The sequence below is a fragment of the Salegentibacter salegens genome (assembly GCF_900142975.1).
In the GTDB taxonomy this organism is placed as follows: domain Bacteria; phylum Bacteroidota; class Bacteroidia; order Flavobacteriales; family Flavobacteriaceae; genus Salegentibacter; species Salegentibacter salegens.
Map to the genome: position 1 here is coordinate 2,824,569 of NZ_LT670848.1, position 20,097 is coordinate 2,844,665.

Sequence of the window (20,097 nt, forward strand, 5' to 3'; positions counted from 1 at the left end):
TTTACGGGCAGGCCTTTATTTTAAAATTTAAGAAAATGAAATTTATAAAAACCGTATTGCTATATTTTCTAGTTGTTGCTATTGGTTGTAAGAACAATAAGGAGCAAGACAAAGAGCTTCAGGAAACCCAATCAGAAAATGTCACGATTCAGGTGCAGGGACATCGGGGAGATAGAGGGAATTTTCCGGAAAATAGTATTCCTGCCTTTATTAGTGCAGTAAAAAAAGGGGCCGATGTGATTGAGCTTGACGTGGTAATTTCCAAAGATAAAAAAGTAGTGGTTTCCCACGAGCCATTTATGCATTCGCTGTATGTTTTAATGCCTTCCGGGGATACAATTTCTGAAGAAAATCAGGAAAAATTTAACCTTTACAAGATGTCTTACGATAGCATTAAAAAGTTTGATTCCGGGTCTAAGGGAAATCGATTATTTCCAAACCAGCAGAAACAAAAAACCCATAAGCCTTTATTGACTGAAGCTATAGATTCCGTAGAGAATTATATATCGAATAATAATTTGGAAGCTGTGAGCTATAATATTGAATTAAAAAGTTCAGAAGATAAATATGGGATTTATCAGCCAGATCCTGAAGAATTCGTGAATCTTGTAATGGAGGTAATCAAAAATAAGAATATTGAGCAGAAAATGAATTTACAATCTTTTGATGTAAACATTTTAAATGAAGTTCATAAAAGTTATCCAGGAGTGGAAACTGCCTATTTGGTTTATACTGAGGGTATACAAAAGAATCTCGATTTACTCGATTTACGACCTAAAATCTATAGCCCACATTATGAATTGGTAAAAGACACTGCATTTGTAGATTCAATTAAAAATATGGAAATGAAGTTAATCCCCTGGACGGTTAATGAGGCTGAAGCTATTGAGAAAATGATTGAATTAAATGTAGATGGAATTATTACCGATTATCCAGAGCGGGTCTTATCGAGATAAAGCACTCATTGAGTTAATGATAGCATTATTCTTAGTGAATTTTGCTAAGATCTTGAAAGATCAGACCTAGTTTAATTTACAGACCCGGAGCGGGTAATAACAGGAGAGACCAAGCTTTGTACTTCCCTCATTCAATTGAAAAATCGCAAAACTTTTTTATTAGCCGTATTCGAAATTGAAAAAGAAAAGCAACGCTAAAACCAGAAGTGATCGGGAGGGCATCATTATCGCTGGAACACCCTATATAGTAAAGACGGAAAAGCCAAATTCACTATCGGCACCCGGGAAGAGTTCCTATATCGTAAGCTCGCTATACAAGCTGCCCGAAAAAGGGCACAAAAGAAAAACAAAAGCAGTGAAAAGGTTCCACGAGTTGGAAAAAAAATTATATGAGTAATCGGCTGCACCTGTACAGTCGGAAATTAATTGACTTTTGCATTAAACACCAGGCCGGGACGCTAATTTTATTAAATCAGGAAGATAAGATCGGGATTGCTAAAGAGGAGGAATTTGTACTTAGAAACTGGGGCTATTATGAACTGATGACCAAAATAAAAATACAAGGCTGAAAAAGCCGACATTGAATTGATAACAGATTGAAATTTAATTTCGGGGGTGCTTGTAGACCCATACGGTGAGGTGGAAAATCACACTCACTAAATGCGATTAGCATATGCAACGGCGTGGGCTATTTATTTTACTCCATAATCGAGATTTCCAACTTCAGAGCTTTAAAATCACAGTACAACTAAAGTCTTGAAGTCTAATAAAAAAGCCACCCTTTAGAGGGTGACTTTAACCTTAACGAATCAAATTAAAATTAATCGGTAATCATATGATCAAAGGGGGTGTATTCTAATTGAATTACTGATGATTCTGCATCCATAACTTCTTCTACAGCCGCATCGTAATCCTGAGAGGAAGTAAGAACCATTCCATTACGGTGCATTTTAAGCGTAGAGAAAAACTTAACTTCAAACCATACTTTATCTAATATTTCAAATTCTTCTGTGCTTACTCGATCCTCACCGTTTATTAAGCCGTTCATACGCTTTTGTGCTATTACTTTTATTTCCTTAGCAGCGTTTTCGTCAGTAGGCATATTACGTAAGGCACCGATTAGAAAAATGTTTTTTCCGTAATGTATTTTTTCGATGTATTCATTTCCATATTTCAACTCAAAAAGGGAAGGATTTTCTTCCATAGCCTTATCGAGTGCTCGTCTTTCTTCAAAAGGAGGTAAATACCTGCCACGACCTTCTGTATACTGGTAGCTTAATACTAAAACTTCATCTTCGGTTACGGGGTATTGCTCTATAATTGACTGGTATACTTCCGAAGTCACAGCAAATTCCGTTGCAAATTTCACCACGAATTCCGCACCGGCAGGTATGGGGAACTCGTAATAATTACGGTAAGGAGGCATAAACTGAATAGGATCTGCATTGTTTTCCCAAATAGGGTTGGTGAAAAAGGATGAACGTGTTTCGAGGAAAAATCCTTCAGTTTCGGCAAATGGATTGGCCAGGGGAACCCGATTACTCGTCAACATTCCATCACCAAAATTTTCATGGTCATCGTATTCCGCCTCCAGCACAGTTTTGCCATTCTGAACAATAGTTATTTTTTTGGTTCCTGAAGTCCTATCGTACAAAGTGGTGCTGATTCCGCTATTATCGGTAGTAGTAAATGCAACAGAGGTTAATTCCCCACTGGTATACGAATGTACAGCCGTGCCTTTTTCGTTATAAACTTTCTTTACCGAAGGAAGGCCGTTTTGATACTCTGTTTCGAACCATAAGTCCCCCTCGGCAGTATAATATTTAGACCACAGCGGTTTATTGTCTTCACTGCGGCTTACTTCCATATACAAATGTTGTTGCGGATAGCTGGAATATACCTTAGCCGACTTTATATAACCGTTTTCATAATATTCAAATTCATTGCGGGGAACATCTTCCCCTAAGTGATAGTTATGAAATCGGCCTTCTTTGATCCAGCCATTGGGATGTTGGCTAATAAGCTCGAAAGATGAATCAGATTCAATAGAATAATCTGATTGCGGAACATTATTATCTTTCTGACAAGAAGACAATAAAACTGTAGCTACAAGAAGTAGCGACAGGGAAAACTTTTTGTTCATATAAGTATTGAGTTTGAAAAATGGCTCACGTGTGGAACTATGTAGTAATTGTTCGAAATAGTACTTAATCTTGTTGGTAGAAAATTCTTATGTTTTGTTACAAAACTATTTTTTTTACTGCTTTTAGATTTTCTGAAGAGTGAGCCTAATCAAGAATATTAGGTCATAGAAATTGTAAATTTATCGTTTCTTAAAGCTGCCATTTTGAAAAGCAAAGCGAAGAAAAATGAGTAGCAAGAGGATAACACGCAGAGCGATGTTACACATTTTTAAAAGACTGTTAATCAGGTGTTTAATATTTTGTATGTTTTTATTTTTTGCCGAATTTGCGACAAATGCCCGGGGAGGCCTCATAAACAGGCTCGAATTTGCGCCAAATTAATATAAATGAAATCGAAGACAGACTCGCCACCTTTAACAAATTCATTTTGTAATAAACAATTTGAAGACACCAACAGAACCAAAGCTGGAGTAGATTTTTGTAATTGCATTTTCATTCAGGATAATCTGCTGGATTCCTGCATGGAAAAGTATAAAATGGCAGCAGACGATTCCCCTTTAGTAATTGATGGATCTCGCATTTGACAGAAATTTTTATAAAAGAGAGAAAGCTGCTAGCGGATGATAAATTTGTTATTAAAAAATAATTTTCCTAACCCATTCACCACTTTTACTTAGCAAAAGGTTTTTTCAATATTGTATGCATCTTCATCTACAATTGTTTTTCTTGGTTGGCAAAAGAGATGCTTAAAATATAAACATACATAGTTGATCTTTCTCTTTTTTAAAAATGAAAGAGACAATTATTTTAATTTCTATATATTTAAATTGAATTTGTTTCATTTACTAAGCGTTAGTAAGTATTTCGATGGCAAAAATCTACACTTATAATTTTTAATGGAATTTAGAGTTGATCCCGATACCTGGTTTGTTTTTAGCATTTTGTTTGTTAGTGGATTGGGTTTGTTCATAGTAGGTTTTATAACCATCCCCTATATCCTGAGAAAAAAACAAATTGAGCGTCTTCAATTTAAATTTGATAGAAAGAGTATTCGCTATGATCAATTAGAGATGAAAATTTCCAGTCGTGGGAAATCTCAGTTGGAAAAAAATAACCAGAGATTAAAATCAGATTTAAAGGTTTCACTAAGAGAAATATTGAAAAGAAACCGACAAGAGCTGGAAACGCTTACTTTTTTTTCTGATTTTGAAAAAATATATCCCAATTTCACAAGCTCAATTCAGGAAAAAATTCCAAATATTACAGCTAATGAAATAAAGCTTTGCGCACTTTTGAGAATGAATTTGAGTGCAAAGGAGGTTAGTATTGTCTTAAACATCACCCCTGAAAGTGTGAATAAGGCACGTTATAGATTAAGGAAAAAGATAGGTTTAGAGGCTAAAGATGATTTAGGTCTTTTTATTTTAAACGTTTAATATTTAGATAGTTGAAATACTGTCCATTATTTGTCCACTATCATTTATATGAAATTAGAAGAACTCCCTAGTATGTTTGTTCAAAACATACACGATGAGACTTTTTGAATTTTTTTTACTTTTAATTGTTAGTGCTTACCCCATTTTAGTTTTACTAAAGCTAAAGATTCCAAAAAAGAAAACTTTTGCATTTTTCTTAGGTGTTATTCTTCTTTTGCACTTCTTTTTGGAGGGAGCCAGGTGGCAAATGACACCGGGATACCTAATAGCCTTGAGTTTAATCTTTCTTCTTCTAAAACAACCGGAGTGGGGAAAATGGAGTTTACTAAAAAAAACTTTTAGTATAATCAGTTTCGGAATTATTTTAGCGCTAGGCTGGTTTTTACCTATTGTATTACCTGTTTTTAACTTACCTACCCCAACTGGAGACCTAAGCATCGGCTCAAAAGATATCTACATTCAAACTGATCGTCCAGAAACTATAACTCTAAAGGAAGGGGACCAACGGGAATTAATGGTTAAAGTTTGGTACCCGGCCCAGATTGAAAATGAAGATATAGAAAAATACCTGGATAAAGGAAACAGGCTCGGCTTTGCGGCTAAATATGGCCTCCCAGGCTGGACTATGGATTATTTAGACCTTATTAAAACCAACACCTATAAAAATCCAGAGGTTACCAAAGGAAAATTCCCTGTGTTAATTTTTTCACACGGCCATTATTCTAAGGCTTTTGGTTACTATGCACTTATCGAGGAAATTGTGAGCCACGGTTACATTGTTTTAAATATCAATCATACATATGAAAGTACAGGTTCGCTATTTCCAAATGGAGAAATACAGCTATATAATACAACCTATGATAGTTTAAACAATGATCAGCAAATGGCTGAAATGGCCTGGAATGCCACCCAGAAATTTAATCAGGCAGAAAATGCTGAAGATGAATTTAAAGCAATAGAAAATTTATTGCAGGATTATATCGCAGCGGAAAGCATTAAAAGATGGAGTAAGGATATTTCTTCGGTGATAGATCATTTAGAAAGTAAAGATGAATTTTCGTTCCTAGATAATCATATTCTAAATTCAAATATTGGCGTTTTTGGCCATTCCCATGGAGGAGCCGCAGCAGGACAGGTTTTAATTGAAGATGACCGGGTTAAAGCGGCAATTAATATTGACGGTACACAGTGGGGTTCTATGGTAGAAAGCACTTTAGATAAATCCTTTGCATATATTTCTTCTGAGTGGCCGCCAGATCAACCAAATTTCAATAAGCATGCGTTTAGAAATCAAGGTACCGCTGATTTTTATAATATTAAAATTAAAAATACAGGTCATTCAAATTTTATGGACATCCCACTAATGGTTAATATTTCTGCAGTAAATGAGGCCGGAAATATTGATCCTTTCAAGGCTTACAAGGCTACCAACTCACTGGTAATCGAGTTCTTTGATAAATACCTTATGGATCAATCGAAAGATATCTCTAAGCTAGAAAAAGAATTTCAAGGAATAATTTCTATAGACTCGGGTTTTTAATTTGAATCGAAATGAAGAACATAAGATGAGGTATGTTGAGCGGTGTTCGGCGGCGGTTTTTCTAATTCCTGATTTCTATTATATAATTTGAAACATTCAAATTTGCTGATTTAATGGTATACCTAACTTTTTCGTAATTTAGATAATTAAGTCACTCACCCCATTTCCTTCCACTTCGCAAAAGCTTCATTTCAGAAAAAGAGGTTAATTACAAGTGATCTTGGACACAAGTCGAAAAGCTCTAAAGAGAATTGATAAATAAGATGATGACTTGAAGCTTTTTAACTCAAGTCCGCTGCGGCTAACTTAAATTGACCGATCAGGATTTCAAAGCTTCCTTTTAACACCTTCTTATTTCACCTTCCCTTTTGCTGCTAAAGAAACAAGCTTCAAAATTAACCGGAGTGCATAAACCGCTTTGCTATTTATAACTCCTCTATAATTTCAAAACTTTAAAGTAAGAAGCCACTTTCCAGTCCTTTTTCAGGATTTTGCGAATTTGGGTGAGAGCAGTGCGAAGCCTGGTTTTACCGATAGCATTTAAATCATCTATCGGGCAAAAATTTATTTCTTCCATATCGTTATCTTCCATGACCATAAGTAGAATATTGGCCAGTTCTTTTTTGGCTATTTCGGAGTGATGGTGCCACCTGTTTCGGTCAAACAGTGCCACTTTGAAAGATACTGCAATTATATAAAAAAATAATGTTACTCGTTCTTTAAAGCTCCTTTTCTTAATGATTCTCCTTTGAGGTCGATCCGATGTGAGGAGTTTACAATTCTATCCAGGATAGCGTCTGCAATAGTTCCTTCCCCAATAATATCATACCAGGCTGATACAGGTATTTGTGAAGATATAATTGTGGAAGCTTTGTTGTACCGGTCATCGATAATATCCATCAGGGTTTCCCTGGCGTGGTTATCAAAACTCTGCAGGCCAAAGTCATCCAGGATCAGTACATCTGCTTTGATGAGTTTCCCAAGTTCCTTAAGATAAGTGCCATCCACTTTACTTAGTTTTAATTTCTTAAAAAGGCGGGCAGTATTGGTGTAAATGGTTTTGTATTCCATCATACAACCCTGATGTCCTAAAGCCTGGGCCAAGTAACTTTTTCCAACCCCGGACGCCCCTGTAAGGATAATATTTTCCTTTCTGGTGATAAAATCCAGTGTCCCCAGACGGGTAAACATGTTCTTGTCCAGGTTGCGTTGCTGGGTGTAATTCACATCGGCCAGGTTGGCCTGTTGTTTAAAGCCTGCCTGTTTTAAGAGCCGCTCTATCTTCCGGTTCTGCCGGTCTTCCCATTGGTGATCGATCAGCAGTGCCAGGTATTCATCGGCAGTGATATTCTCTATGCGGTTGTCCTTTATGTGCTGCAGGTGCAACTGGGCCATAGCCCCCAAGCGCATTTGTTTTAGCTTTTCAATAGTCTGATTGTTGTTCATATTCATTGGATTTAAATGGTTTATTATTGATATGCAGAGGCACCCCGCAAGTTATCGTGTTCCGGGATGTGTGGTTTATCTTCTTCGAGGTCCTGGTAAAACAGGGAGCTTTTGTCCAGGTTGTTTTTTAGGATATTTTTAATGCGCAGGTAAGTAACTGCGTCTGCTTGCAAAGCTCTTTTACAGGCATCATCCAATCGCTGGGAGCCATAGGATTTATGAAGCTGGATGACCCCCATAGCCCGTTTGTACCCTATTTCCGGATAGTCCACTGCGGTGATTATTTGCTCGATACAGCCCAGCACGTGCTTGCCATGTATGGCCGCTTTCTTTTTAAAAAATTCAGGGCTCCAATCGCTATAGTATTTATGTGTACTGCTTAAATGATCTTTGTTGGTATTATAACTGCCTTTTGATGGGTTGCGCTGGTGCAGGGCGATCCGCTGATGATAATAATATACTTCAACCACGGAACTGGTATAATGGATGGTAGTTTCTTTTCCTATGTAACGATAGGGGGCGCTATAATAGCTTTTATCTGGGGAGAAGTATACATAGCCTATTTTCTGAACCTTTGCCCTTCGGTACCCTTTCAGTTCATAGACTGTCTCTGGCAGTGGCTTTAGGTATTCCCGCTCCACAGATTGGAAGAGTTCCCTGCGACTGGCTTCCTTGCGGGAGAACAAAAGATTGTTGTACCGCTCCAGCAAGCGTTTTATCTCCCGGTTCAGATCTTCCAAAGAGAAGAAGCTCATCTCCCGAAGGGGATAATAGATCCTCTGGTAGGCAAGGTTTACGGCATTCTCCACCAAAGCTTTATCCTGTGGGGCATAGCCCCGGGCAGGATTGATCACACAGTCGTAATGCCGTGCGAAGTCTTTAAAACTCCTGTTGATGTCAGCCTCATACCTGCTGGCCCGGGTAACCGCTGATTTTAGGTTGTCTGAGACAATGGCTTTAGGAACGCCTCCATAAAAGTGCAGGGCATTACAGCAACAGGTAATCAGGTCCTCACGTTTCTGGCTCCTACAGGCTTCCACGTAAGTGTACTGGCTGTTGGGAAGGATGGCTACAAATACTTCTACCGGGACCAGTTCCCCGGTTTCCTTATCAATAATTTGGAGCTTTTTGCCGGCATAATCAATAAAGACTTCATTCCCAGGATCGTGTTCAAGTTTCATCGAACCTTTAACCTTGGCATATTTGCGCCGGTAGTGTTCCATAAACTGGGTATAACCATAAGGATCTTTAGCCTGCGCTACATATTCCTGATAATGGTATAAAAAAGTAAATCCTGGATGATTCCGGGCCTTGTTGACCCCCTCAAAATATAACATTAGTTCCTCATAGCGAGGGTTGTCAATAGTAGTGTGTGAAGGAAAAAGCTTTTCTAAGCCAGCATTATCAAGGGCCAATAATTCTTTAAGGGAAGAGCCGCTGGCCTTGAACAGCCGCATATAGGTATTTACCGTATTGCGGGAGATCCCAAGGGTGGCACCTATTTTACGGTTGCTAAATCCATCGAGATGTAAGGAAATAATTTGTTTTAAGTCCATTGGATCAAGTGTATTGGCCATATCGCTTGTTTTTAAGCGACAAGGTATTATTTACTTGATCTTTCAAAGTGGCACAAAACGAACCGAAACAACTGGCACAAAACGAACCGATATAGGCTTAACTTAAAACCAAAAGTGGCACAATTTGAACCGAAATGCCTGGCACTAACCGACCGAAATCACTGGCACAAATCGATCCGAGATATCCATTTTTCGATCCGGTTCTTATTGTGTTGTACCAATTACAGTAAGAGCTATCATTTGATAGCAAATAACATTTCGAGTACTAAATCCTGAAATAGGGAAATTCACTGAAACTCATGTGAATTTGGAGAATTACGGCAGATTTTAGAAAATCCTGCTTAAAATTAATCAAGTCTTGTTGATGAACATGAAATATTAGAAAGTAATGACTTTTGAAATAGGAGAGGTTAGTTTCATCCATCCCACACCTTTTGGTAAAACTTTTTGAAATTATAAACTTTGGTTACAATTTGTACAAAAGTAATAAGTGCCAAGTGCAGTAGAACAATATAAACAAGACATGTTGTAAAAATTTTCTTTTATCCAGGAAACATAAATTCCTGGATATAAGATTTTTTAATTATAGGATTAGCACCATCTTCACCAGCTACAAGAGCTCCTACTGCACAGGCAAAATCAAGACTGCTCTGGGGGTCTTCATTTTTAAGTAACCCAGCAATTAAACTAGCCAGGAAAGAATCACCTGCACCTACTGTATCTTTTACTTTAGTTTTAAATCCGCTGTTATAATAGCGTTTTTCGTCTTTTAGTAAAACAGCACCATGTCGACCTTTGGTTACACAAATAGTTCTGGTATTGGTTTGTTCAGATACAAAATGCAGGTTTTGCTCCAGCGAATTGTGTTTAGACCCCATCATTTCAGCAATTTCAAAAAGTTCGTCATCATTAAATTTGATGAAATCTGCCTTTTGCATGAGTTTTATTAGTAAGTCTTTTTCATAATGTGGTGATCGTAAATTGATGTCGAAAACCTTATACGGGGCAATTTCCAGTAACTTAAAGAGACTGTTTCGAGATATATTATCACGGCAAACCAGGCTGCCAAAAATGAAAGCATCGCTTTCTAAAACGACGGATCCCATGGTGCCGGCGATTTCAATTTTATCCCAGGCTGCTGGATGAGCAATTTCGTAAGTAGCCGAACCACCGACAGAGAGGCTTACATTTACTACACCAGTGGGATATTCATTTTGTACAGTAATGTTTTCTGTTGAAATACTCCTTTTCTGAAGGTAGGTTTTAATTTTTTTTCCTTTTTGGTCATTCCCAATACTGCTAATCATTCCGGTGGAAATTCCTAGGCTGGAAAGCCGGGAAGCAACATTCAACGGAGCACCGCCAATTTTTTTCTCATCAGGAAAGATATCCCATAGAACTTCTCCATAGCATACTGCTTTTAAACTTTTAGACATACAAAACTATTTATTATTGTTCTAAAATTTTATTCGCTAAATATTCCCAAACAGATATAGAATTATGAATATTCCTATCTTCTAGGCTGTAAGTCATTTTTTACTCTTTAAAACAAGGGTAGAGAAATACTTACATTAACTTCTATTAGCAATAATTATTTACTCCTCATTTGTATTATATATGTTCTTCATCTGCCATGCATCTAAGGAAATCAATTCTGCCTCTTTCCCTCTAGAGCTGAGAGAAACTCCTAAACTATCATCTCTACCAGGATACACCCGCATAGCCACTACCTGTTTTCCATTCACAAAAACTTCAACTACACTTTTATCGATAAAAACTCTTAACTTCACATTCTCTCCGGGTTCTAGGAGAAATGGTGCGGTTTCGGGAGCACGTACTTTTACATCGGGCAGAATAGAAGAATAGGAGGATTCGATAGAGATTAAACTTTCCCTGGTGCCACGGCCTTTTCCTTCATTCTCCTCTCCTGTAACCAACGGGAGTAAATCTTCAGGCATTCTGGCAGTTCCAGGTTTGGATGCATAGTTCAAGCCGTCTGAAAACCCTTTCTCTTTATAGATAATTATTCGGGTATATTCCTCCCTGTTTGGAGACCTAAGCACATCAAGTTCAATTAAATTGGAGTCCTTTGGATCAATTTCTGCAGAAATTTCCATAGCATTCCCCTGAATATTTTCCAAAACCAGCTCTTCATTTGCAGGAATTGTAGTTCTTCCTATATGTTGTCCATCATAATGCAGAGAGGATAAGTCTCCTGCAGGCTCCTGGCCAGTTTGAGCCTCACCGCTATTAAAAGTGAGGCATAAAATGGAGATAAAGAATAGCAGTTTATAAAGTATATTATAATTTTTCATCTGGTATAAATTTTATAATTCTATTAATTTAACGGGCTTTTTTATCGCCACGGATAGTGTGTTTATAAAGCCCGAAAAATTAACCTGCCTTTTTCGTTCTTGAGCCTAATATCTCTCAAGAATTAAGCTAACTCTATGTAAATTCTTCCTTTATCTAATACTAATAACCTGGATTTTGTTCATAAAGTCCTCCAGTAAAATCTATTTCACGTTGCGGAATTGGAAAATATTCATCTCTTCCTGCAGTAAAATGAGCTGTTGAAAGGTAATCTCGTTCATCTTTTTCCTCTTCCAAATATGCATTAAGAACTTCTTCAGCTTCTCCCCATCTCACTAGATCGAAGAAACGCCATCCTTCCATTCCGAATTCAACTCTTCTTTCAAATTTCAATGCTTTTAAAGCTATCTCCTTGGATGGGAAGGATTCGTAGGTATCGATATTGTAGATGTTAAGCGCTCCTGCCTGTAAAGGTCGGGTTGTACTAGCTGCCGCTCTTTCTCTAACTTCGTTAATTAAAGGTAATGCTTCGTCTAACCTATCTAATTGGATAAGAGCCTCTGCCTTAAATAATAGTACATCTGCATACCTTATAAATCTGTAGTTTACCGAAGTTGCAATAAACGGTCCTTCTTTTTTCCAACAAGAACAATCTGGAGCTTGCTGTTCTTTCATATTACTATATACTCCATATACACCTGGATCTCTTGCCCAACTTGTTTGATATATCATATCACCGCTTTCATCTACAGTATTTCTATACTTAAATGGTCTTCCGGGAAACCCTACTGTGTGATCAAACCTAGGATCTATACTTCCATAGTTTTCCACACTTGTCATATCAGAATCATTAAACGTATCGAATAATGGTAAACCACTATTATCGGTTTTAAAAGCATTTACCATATTTTGACTAGCTTGATGAAACCCACAACATCCATACAGAGCATTCCCCGTTGGAGAATTTAAACCTGTAGCGTAACTTCCTCTTCCAATATCAGTTCCATCGTCAAGTGAAAACTGAACTGCCCAAATAGACTCCGAACCATTTTCATAACCTGGTAAAAAATTATTAGCAAAATCGGGTTCCAAACTACCGGTTACTTCATTAGCATAATTTATTACTTCCTGAAGTTTCTCCTCGTTTATATTTATAACCTGATGCTGATCATCTTGCTCATAAGCCTGGTATAATCTTAATTTAGCCAAATAAGCTGCAGCTGCATTTCTATTTGCCCGCCCGGCTTGATCTGGTGTTTGCGGTAAATTATTAAAAGCAAAAAGAAAGTCATCAGCTATAATATCCCACAATTCATTATTAGGAATGGTATTAGGAGTTTCCAAAATCTCCTCATCGCTCAAATCTTCAGATATAAAGGGTATATTTTTAAACAATAATTTTAGCATAAAATGTGAATGCCCTCTAAGAAATCTAAGTTCAGCTATTCTTTGTTGCTTTTCAGAATATTCTTCCTCTGGGATTTCATTTATTGTTCTTAGAGCTACATTTGCTCTTGAAATAGCTTTATAGTAAAGACTCCAAGTCGTAGGCGTACCCTCTTCTCCCGCATCCGGAATGGTTAATGTGTAATTTTCGTATCTATCAAAAGCTCCAACGTCTCCACGACCTCCGCCTCCTTTATAAGCATCGTCAGACCTAACACTTCCATATACCCACATATTAGTTATTGGACCAGCAATATTATCATTACCTATAGCAGCATAGGCCGCGACTACAAGTCCTTCTGCATTTTCGGCAGTAGTAACATTTTCTGAAGATACAACTCCAGTTGGTTCAACTTCCAGAAAATCCTCGCTACACGAACTTATTGCGAAAATTAAAAAAATTGAGAATGTGATTTTATATAGTTTCATAATTTATATTTTAAAAATTTAGATTTAAACCTATTGAATAAACGGTTGGGTTAGGAATCAAATCAATATTAGTACGTTCAGGATCAGAGCCTATATAACCAGAAGGAGTAAACCACAATAGGTTTTCACCTTGAGCATAAACCCTTAAATTGGACATCCCCGCCCAATTTTCAATCAATTCACTAGGTAGTGAATAACCTAATTGGAGATTTCTAATCTTGAAATATGAATTGTCTCTAAAGATATAATCAGAGGTTTCTGTGAAATTATTTACTAAACTTAAAGAAGGTATTTCGGTATTAGTATTAGTCGGTGTCCAGGCATTTAATGTACCAGGTCCAGCATTTTCACGACCAGGAACGAAATTATTGTAGAAAATATAAGGATCTACTCCTATTCTTCCAGCTACTCCCGATCCAAATACGGAGAAATCGAAATTTTTATATCCTAAATCAATTCTCACCCCATATTCTAAACTAGGGAGAGTTGTTCCCAACCAGTCTCTATCATCAGAATTTATTACACCGTCTCCATTTATATCCACTATTTTAATTCCTCCTGGTCTTGAATTCCCAATTTGGGCCCCACCAGTTGGATGGGCATCAGCTTCTTCCTGACTTTGGAATAGACCGTCTGTACGATAACCAAAAATTGAAAATTGAGACTGACCAATTATTGAGTTCTGAGCCGTACCAGGATAAGAAGTCCGGGCTTCTTCTGGAAGACTAGTAATTTCATCTTTAAAAGCTCCAAAGTTGGTAGATACTGAGTATGTAAAATCATTTTCTGAACTATTTGAATATGCCAAAGACAATTCCCATCCATTGGTTCTTGTAGTTGCTCCATTAATCCACTTTAAGCGTCCCTCTCCCACAGCAGATGCAATTGGGGGCTGAATTAATATTCCTTCAGTTTCTCTGCTAAAAAAATCAAATGTTCCGGCTAACTTGTTATTAAAGAAGCCAAAATCAAGTCCTACGTTTATTTCTTTTGTTTCTTCCCATTTTAAATCGGGGTTGCCTGCTTGAACAGAAACAAAACCAGCTGGTAAATTCCCGCTACTGTTGCCTTCCAGGTCATAAGCAGTACCTATATTATGCCATTCACTAAATAACGCAGGAGCATATCTATGTTGGTTAGGGCCATATCGAGCCTCATAAAGACCAAAACGGGCGAAATCACCAATAAATTGATTCCCCACAACACCATATCCAGCTCTCAGCTTTAAATTGGAAATCTTTTCATTTTCTCTTAAAAATGCTTCATTATTTATTCTCCATCCTAATGTAAATGCAGGAAATAAAGCATATCTATTGTTAGCTCCGAATTTTGAGGAACCATCTCTTCTTAAAGTAAAAGATGCAAGATACTTGTCAGAAAAACCATAGTTAATTTTTCCAAATTGAGAAAATAGGGCATCGCCAGAAACTGTACCTGAACTCCTTCTTTGACCTGTTGCTGAGGAGAGAACAAAATATGAATCGGTTTCAACTGCGAAATCTTGTGCTGAAGCAGAAACTGTTTCTAAATTATTATCGATACTTTCAGTCCCCAATAGAAATTCAAATTTATGTTTATCAAGATCAAGTTGATAATTCAGGGTGTTAGAAAAAATTAAACTGGTGAAGCTTTCGTTCACTTCAGTTAACCTATTAATATTCCTCGTTATAAATCCATTGGAAACCCGTGGCTCTACATCTCTAATCCCTGTTTGAGAATGGTCTATTCCTAGACTAGTTCTAAAAGTCAAATTCTCAAGAAGATCAATTTCTGCATAGACATTTCCAAAAATTGTAGTTCTATCAGTATTATCCCATCTATTTATATATTGCATATATAAAGGATTATTTCTGTCAGAATATCCAGAACCCAGTGGCCCGGCATAATCTCCCGAAGCTGTGAAAACAGGAATAGTTGGCGCTAAATTAACACCTAAACTTGGTGTTGGTCCTCCCCCTAAATCTGTAGAGGCTAATGTTTCTTTTGAAGTATAGAATTGAGAATTTACTCCTAATTTCACTTTATCATTAAATAATTTCACGTTGGAATTTAGTTTTGCAGAATACCTTTCGTATCCAGTATATTTTAAAATTCCTGAGTTTTCTAAATATCCAAGATTGATAAGTGCAAAAGCTTTATCAGAACCTCCCGAGACAGTCAGATCATTATTCACCACATAACCTGTTTCATAAAGATTATCCTGCCAGTCAGTATTGCCTGCGGGTACATCGGTATTTCCACCTACAAAAGGTTGTATCGTAATATTATTTAATTCCGGATTATTAAAATTTTCATTCCAGTCGAAATCATAAATTTCACCATAGCCAGCATTAGGATCTGAACCATCGTTAACGGAAGCTTCCCATAAGACGCGCCCTCTTTCTTGAGAACTAAGCATATCATATCTTTGTTGCTTTTCTGAAAGGACTGAAAAATTACTATTTAAAGAAATACTAAGCTCTTCTCCACGCATTGAATCGGTGGTGGTAACTATAATTACTCCGTTTGAAGCCCTTGAACCATAAATAGAGGAAGCAGAGGCATCTTTTAAAACTTGAACCGATCTAATCGTACTAGGGTTTATACTTGAAAATACTTCCTGTCTCACTGTTGGTACTCCATCTATAACGTAAAGTGGCTCATTATTCCCCAGAGTATTAACTCCTCTTATTAATATCCTGTTGCTTGAGCCCGTAGGGTTACCTGATTTTTCGACAAAAAGACCTGGTACTCTTCCCTGCATTGCCTGAATTGGACTACCAGAACTCATACTTGCTTCTCTGATTGGTTCCATTTCTATTACACTCACTGCTCCAGTTAGATCTACAGCTCTTTGACTAGAATAGCCTGTTACCACAACTTCACTTAGAGCTGCAGCATCCTCTTCTAATATTACATTGATTTCTGATTGTCCATCAACATTTAATTCCTGTTGAGTAAAACCAAGAAAACTAAAAGTTAATACTGCATCTGTGGGGACATTGGAAAGAATGTAATTCCCATCGAAATCAGTAACTGTTCCATTGGATGTACCTTTAACAATAATATTAACTCCTGGTAAAGGCATGTTGCCATCTGTGACCGTGCCAGATACTTCTATTTCCTGAGTCCAGGAAATCAAAGGAAAACAGAATAGAAAATAAAATAATAGTTTAAATTTCATATTAATTGAGTTTTACTTGTTTAATATTTAGATTCTTTAAATTGAAATCATTGCCTTCGGCACTAAACCTTTCAATAGACTGTTTTGGAAAGAAAATTTCAGTCATTACCGTTTTCCCGTTATCAAAGAATAGCTCTATAGACATATTATCTACCACAGCCTTTACTTTTAGATTTGAAGCTTTTGAAAGCCGGGGTGCTTTTGAAATTTTATCACCAAAATTCTCATTGAAACCTGTAAGTCCAGCTTGGCTGCGATCTATATAGAATTCTTCTGAATTATGATCGTAACCAAATTTTAAAACGTCATCTCCCTCGCTAGAAAGGCTGAAATGATATTCCTGCTCTTTTAAATTTTCTATTTCAAATGAAATAACAGCTTGGGAAATATCTATGTCTTCTGAGTTTGCAATTCGAGTTTCTCCATTAATGTTAGTCGTATTTTTAGTAAACTCTTTTCCTGTATATTTTTGTAGTTCAGCCACAGGGGTGGAAATCATTCGATAAGTCTCTCCTGATTTAGTTAACTTTAATTCCCGGGCTATTGTCATTGCACTTCGCCAGGTTTCTGTGGGAACTTCATTGGCATATTGCCAGTTAGACATCCAGCCCATAAATAAATGTCGCCCATCTTCCTCAGGAATATTAGCCCAGGTAACCCCGGCATAATTATCTTTTCCGAAATCCAACCAGTAATGGTGATCTTCACCTAAATCCTGCATAGATTCGTCTAAAGTGAATGTCTTACCATCAAAATCACCTACAAAATATTGAGTCCCGGAACCACCATTATAACCTCCCGGGTTTAAGCTTTGTATCAACACCCATTTTTTCTCGTCAGATCCTTGCACCTTCATTTGTATAAAGTCGGGACATTCCCAAACTCCGCCGTGGGCTCCTATCCCACGACCAAATTCAGAGGCTAAGTTCCAATCTTTTAGATTTTGAGAAATATAAAACATAGTTTGATCATCGGCAGACAGTACCATAACCCATTGATCATGTACTTCATCACGGGTTATTTTTGGATCACGAAAATCACGAATTCCAGGGTTTTGAATTACAGGATTCCCTTCATATTTAGTAAAAGTCTTTCCTTCATCCAGACTATATGCAATGGCCTGGGTTTGGTAATCTTCACGGCCATCTTCTTCACCTTTGGGATCGTGATAGGTAAACATCGCAATTACTGGCGCGGTTTCTCCATCTCCAAAACCCGAAGTATTTTCAATATCTACTACAGCGCTTCCAGAGAAAATATAACCTTGCTCATCAGGTTCCAGAGCTATTGGCTGCTCTTCCCAATCAATCATATCTGTACTGATTGCGTGTCCCCAATGCATAGGTCCCCAGGTATTTCCTTCGGGATAATACTGAAAGAATAAATGGTAAGTCCCATTGTGATAAAACATCCCATTCGGGTCGTTCATCCAGTTTTCATTTGGTGTAAAATGAAAAGCGGGCCTAAAATCGGTATCGCTCTGAACTGCAATATCAGCTGTTTTCTCTGAAGCCTCTTTATTGTTATCCTTACAGGAAAATAGCAGCATTGTGCTAAGAAGACATGAAGAAAGAAATATAAATTTATTTTTCATAATAGATTATTTTATTGTTGAAAAGCTTGTTTGTTATTACTCGGTGACAATTCTTCGCCCAGTTCTTCGAGGGTTTTACCTTTAGTTTCGGGCATCATAAAAATCACGAAGAATAGTTGTAGGACCATCATAAAGGCAAAAAAGGCAAATACATAACCGGGACCAATTGTGGTAAAAAGTACCGGTACTAAAGAAGGAACTATTGCTGCCAGTACCCAGTGCGTAGAGGATCCAAATGCCTGCCCAGACGCTCTTAAGTGGTTCGGGAATATTTCAGAAATAAAAACCCATATTACTGCACCTTGTCCTATGGCGTGCGCTGCAATAAACAGGAATAGGAAAATTGGAACCCAAAGTCCACCCCAATTAAGGAAAAATGCAGCAGCTACTAGGGATAAGGAGATTATATAACCTATGGAACCAACAAACATTAGTTTTTTTCTTCCTACCTTATCTATTAGAAAAACACCAAGAAGGGTGAAAAGTAAATTTACCACGCCTATTCCAATACTACTTAATAAGGCTGTATTAGCCTCTAAGCCTGCCGATTCAAAGATTCTCGGCGCGTAATAGAGAAAGGCATTAATACCAGAAAGCTGGTTAAAAAATGCTACTAAAAATGCCAGAATTAATGGAAATCGATATTTTTTCATAAAGATATTCTCGCCGGTAATTTGGTTTTCAGACTGTTTTTTAATTTCAGTCATTCGTTTTTCCAGATCGGCTGCGGGATTAATATCCTGGAGTATTTTCGCCGCTTCTTCGTTCCTGGATTTAGAAATAAGCCAACGTGGACTTCTTGGAATAAATATTACAAATAGTATGTAAATGAATGCCGGAATAGCTTCAACTCCAACCATCCAACGCCAAGGTTGTGCGCCGGTATCCCGAAGCAAATAATTAGATAGGTAAGCAATTAAAATTCCCAGTACAATATTAAATTGATAGAGCGAAACCAATCTACCTCTATCTTTAGGTGGAGCAATTTCTGAAACATAAGTAGGAGCAGCAATTGTAGAAGCACCCACCCCTAATCCACCCAGGAATCGGAAAATTGCAAATGTAATGGGATCATTAGCGAAGGCTGAACCGAGAGCCGAAAGAAGATAGAGTACGCCTATTATTAATAGTGTATTTTTTCTACCAAATTTATTGGTGGGAATTCCTCCAAAAATAGCACCTACTACAGTTCCCCATAAAGCCATTGCCATCACAATAGATCCGTGAAAAGCATCAGATGTTCCCCATAATTCCTGTAGCTGTTTGTCAGCTCCAGAAATAACCACGGTGTCAAATCCGAAAAGAAAACCTGCTAAGGCAGCACAAATTGACCAGGCAAAAATTTTACTCATATCATAATTTCTAAGTGTGAAACTAAACTATGTTTAAAATTGCTGTCGGTATTTTAGGAATCCTTAAAATGATTATAAAATTGTTAATTAAAATGAAATATATTGTAAAGTACTTAGAATACAGGGTTTTAAAGAGATAATCGAAAAACAACGAAACCGTTATAGTTCAAAATTTGATACAGGAAGTTTAATTTTGATACCTAAACATGAACCACACTCGAAATCGATGTAGGTTATTTTGGTTAGCTTCGGAACTGTTTTGGAGTAGTACCAAACTTGTTCTTGAAAGAGGTGGAAAAATAGCCGGGAGAAGCGTAACCAACTTCATAGGCAATCTCGGAGATGTTTAAATTCGTTTCCTGAAGAAGGTTTTTAGCTTTACTTAATCTCTGTGCATTTATATAATCACTAATGCTAATTCCTATAATAGCTTTTACTTTTCGATAAAGCTGCACCCGGGAAATCCCCATTTGTTGTGCAAGGTCTTCTACGTTAAAACTGGTATGCTTTAAATTCTTTTCAATTATCTGATTAAGATTTTTTAGAAATGTTTGTTCTGAATCTTCAAAGTTATTGTCTTTTACCTGATCTATTTTATTAGTATAATAATAGCGGAGTTTCTCTCTGTTAAACAATGCAGTACGTAAAGATTCCTTTAAGATATCGAAGCTAAAAGGGAGGGTGTAATCTCAAGTCTGTCT

At 37.1% G+C, this 20,097-nt stretch carries 15 protein-coding genes and 1 pseudogene; 5 read left to right on the forward strand and 11 right to left on the reverse strand.

All coding sequences use genetic code 11. The annotated features are described in order from the left end of the window. Positions 1 to 35: 35 nt before the first annotated feature. Complete coding sequence (locus tag B5488_RS12630) at positions 36 to 956, forward strand: glycerophosphodiester phosphodiesterase family protein (protein ID WP_079736617.1); 921 nt, start codon at positions 36 to 38, stop codon at positions 954 to 956. Positions 957 to 1,046: 90 nt separating this feature from the next. Then, a pseudogene (locus B5488_RS18420) lies at positions 1,047 to 1,556 on the forward strand (hypothetical protein); the annotation flags it as partial. A gap of 220 nt (positions 1,557 to 1,776) precedes the next feature. On the opposite strand, the gene B5488_RS12640 reads toward B5488_RS18420, so the two are convergent. Beyond that, positions 1,777 to 3,099 (reverse strand): hypothetical protein, encoded by a 1,323-nt coding sequence (locus tag B5488_RS12640; protein WP_079735585.1) that lies wholly within the window; start codon positions 3,097 to 3,099, stop codon positions 1,777 to 1,779. 387 nt (positions 3,100 to 3,486) lie between these two features. Between B5488_RS12640 and B5488_RS12645 the strand changes: the two genes are divergently transcribed. The 3 genes from B5488_RS12645 to B5488_RS12655 all read left to right on the forward strand — a co-directional run bounded on the left by B5488_RS12645 (position 3,487) and on the right by B5488_RS12655 (position 6,076). After that, the gene (locus B5488_RS12645; protein ID WP_079735586.1) at positions 3,487 to 3,684 is read left to right on the forward strand and encodes a hypothetical protein; all 198 of its coding nucleotides are present in this window, start codon (positions 3,487 to 3,489) and stop codon (positions 3,682 to 3,684) included. A gap of 312 nt (positions 3,685 to 3,996) precedes the next feature. After that, complete coding sequence (locus B5488_RS12650) at positions 3,997 to 4,536, forward strand: helix-turn-helix transcriptional regulator (RefSeq protein WP_079735587.1); 540 nt, start codon at positions 3,997 to 3,999, stop codon at positions 4,534 to 4,536. Positions 4,537 to 4,630: 94 nt separating this feature from the next. Further along, positions 4,631 to 6,076 carry an alpha/beta hydrolase family protein gene (locus B5488_RS12655; protein ID WP_079735588.1) on the forward strand — a complete coding sequence of 482 codons (1,446 nt, stop codon included), beginning with the start codon at positions 4,631 to 4,633 and terminating at the stop codon, positions 6,074 to 6,076. A gap of 436 nt (positions 6,077 to 6,512) precedes the next feature. On the opposite strand, the gene B5488_RS12660 is transcribed toward B5488_RS12655, so the two are convergent. From B5488_RS12660 to B5488_RS12705, 10 genes are all read right to left on the reverse strand, one after another. Then, positions 6,513 to 6,749 (reverse strand): hypothetical protein, encoded by a 237-nt coding sequence (locus tag B5488_RS12660; RefSeq protein ID WP_079735589.1) that lies wholly within the window; start codon positions 6,747 to 6,749, stop codon positions 6,513 to 6,515. A gap of 35 nt (positions 6,750 to 6,784) precedes the next feature. Next, positions 6,785 to 7,522 carry an IS21-like element helper ATPase IstB gene (gene istB / locus B5488_RS12665; RefSeq protein WP_079735590.1) on the reverse strand — a complete coding sequence of 246 codons (738 nt, stop codon included), beginning with the start codon at positions 7,520 to 7,522 and terminating at the stop codon, positions 6,785 to 6,787. 23 nt (positions 7,523 to 7,545) lie between these two features. Further along, positions 7,546 to 9,099, reverse strand: coding sequence for an IS21 family transposase (gene istA / locus B5488_RS12670; protein ID WP_079735591.1), 1,554 nt, complete (start codon positions 9,097 to 9,099; stop codon positions 7,546 to 7,548). A gap of 542 nt (positions 9,100 to 9,641) precedes the next feature. Next, positions 9,642 to 10,535, reverse strand: coding sequence for a carbohydrate kinase family protein (locus B5488_RS12675; protein WP_079735592.1), 894 nt, complete (start codon positions 10,533 to 10,535; stop codon positions 9,642 to 9,644). 159 nt (positions 10,536 to 10,694) lie between these two features. Beyond that, positions 10,695 to 11,414 (reverse strand): GH32 C-terminal domain-containing protein, encoded by a 720-nt coding sequence (locus tag B5488_RS12680; RefSeq protein ID WP_079735593.1) that lies wholly within the window; start codon positions 11,412 to 11,414, stop codon positions 10,695 to 10,697. A 160-nt stretch (positions 11,415 to 11,574) separates the two neighbouring features. After that, positions 11,575 to 13,287, reverse strand: coding sequence for a RagB/SusD family nutrient uptake outer membrane protein (locus B5488_RS12685; RefSeq protein ID WP_079735594.1), 1,713 nt, complete (start codon positions 13,285 to 13,287; stop codon positions 11,575 to 11,577). 10 nt (positions 13,288 to 13,297) lie between these two features. Further along, positions 13,298 to 16,450, reverse strand: a complete 3,153-nt coding sequence (locus B5488_RS12690) for a SusC/RagA family TonB-linked outer membrane protein (RefSeq protein ID WP_079735595.1) — start codon at positions 16,448 to 16,450, stop codon at positions 13,298 to 13,300. Between the two features lies 1 nt (position 16,451). After that, positions 16,452 to 18,044, reverse strand: coding sequence for a glycoside hydrolase family 32 protein (locus B5488_RS12695; protein ID WP_079735596.1), 1,593 nt, complete (start codon positions 18,042 to 18,044; stop codon positions 16,452 to 16,454). A gap of 11 nt (positions 18,045 to 18,055) precedes the next feature. Then, positions 18,056 to 19,396 carry a sugar porter family MFS transporter gene (locus tag B5488_RS12700; RefSeq protein WP_079735597.1) on the reverse strand — a complete coding sequence of 447 codons (1,341 nt, stop codon included), beginning with the start codon at positions 19,394 to 19,396 and terminating at the stop codon, positions 18,056 to 18,058. Between the two features lie 242 nt (positions 19,397 to 19,638). Beyond that, on the reverse strand, positions 19,639 to 20,031 hold the full coding sequence (locus tag B5488_RS12705) for a helix-turn-helix domain-containing protein (protein WP_231919736.1): 393 nt from the start codon (positions 20,029 to 20,031) through the stop codon (positions 19,639 to 19,641). Between the last annotated feature and the right edge of the window lie 66 nt (positions 20,032 to 20,097).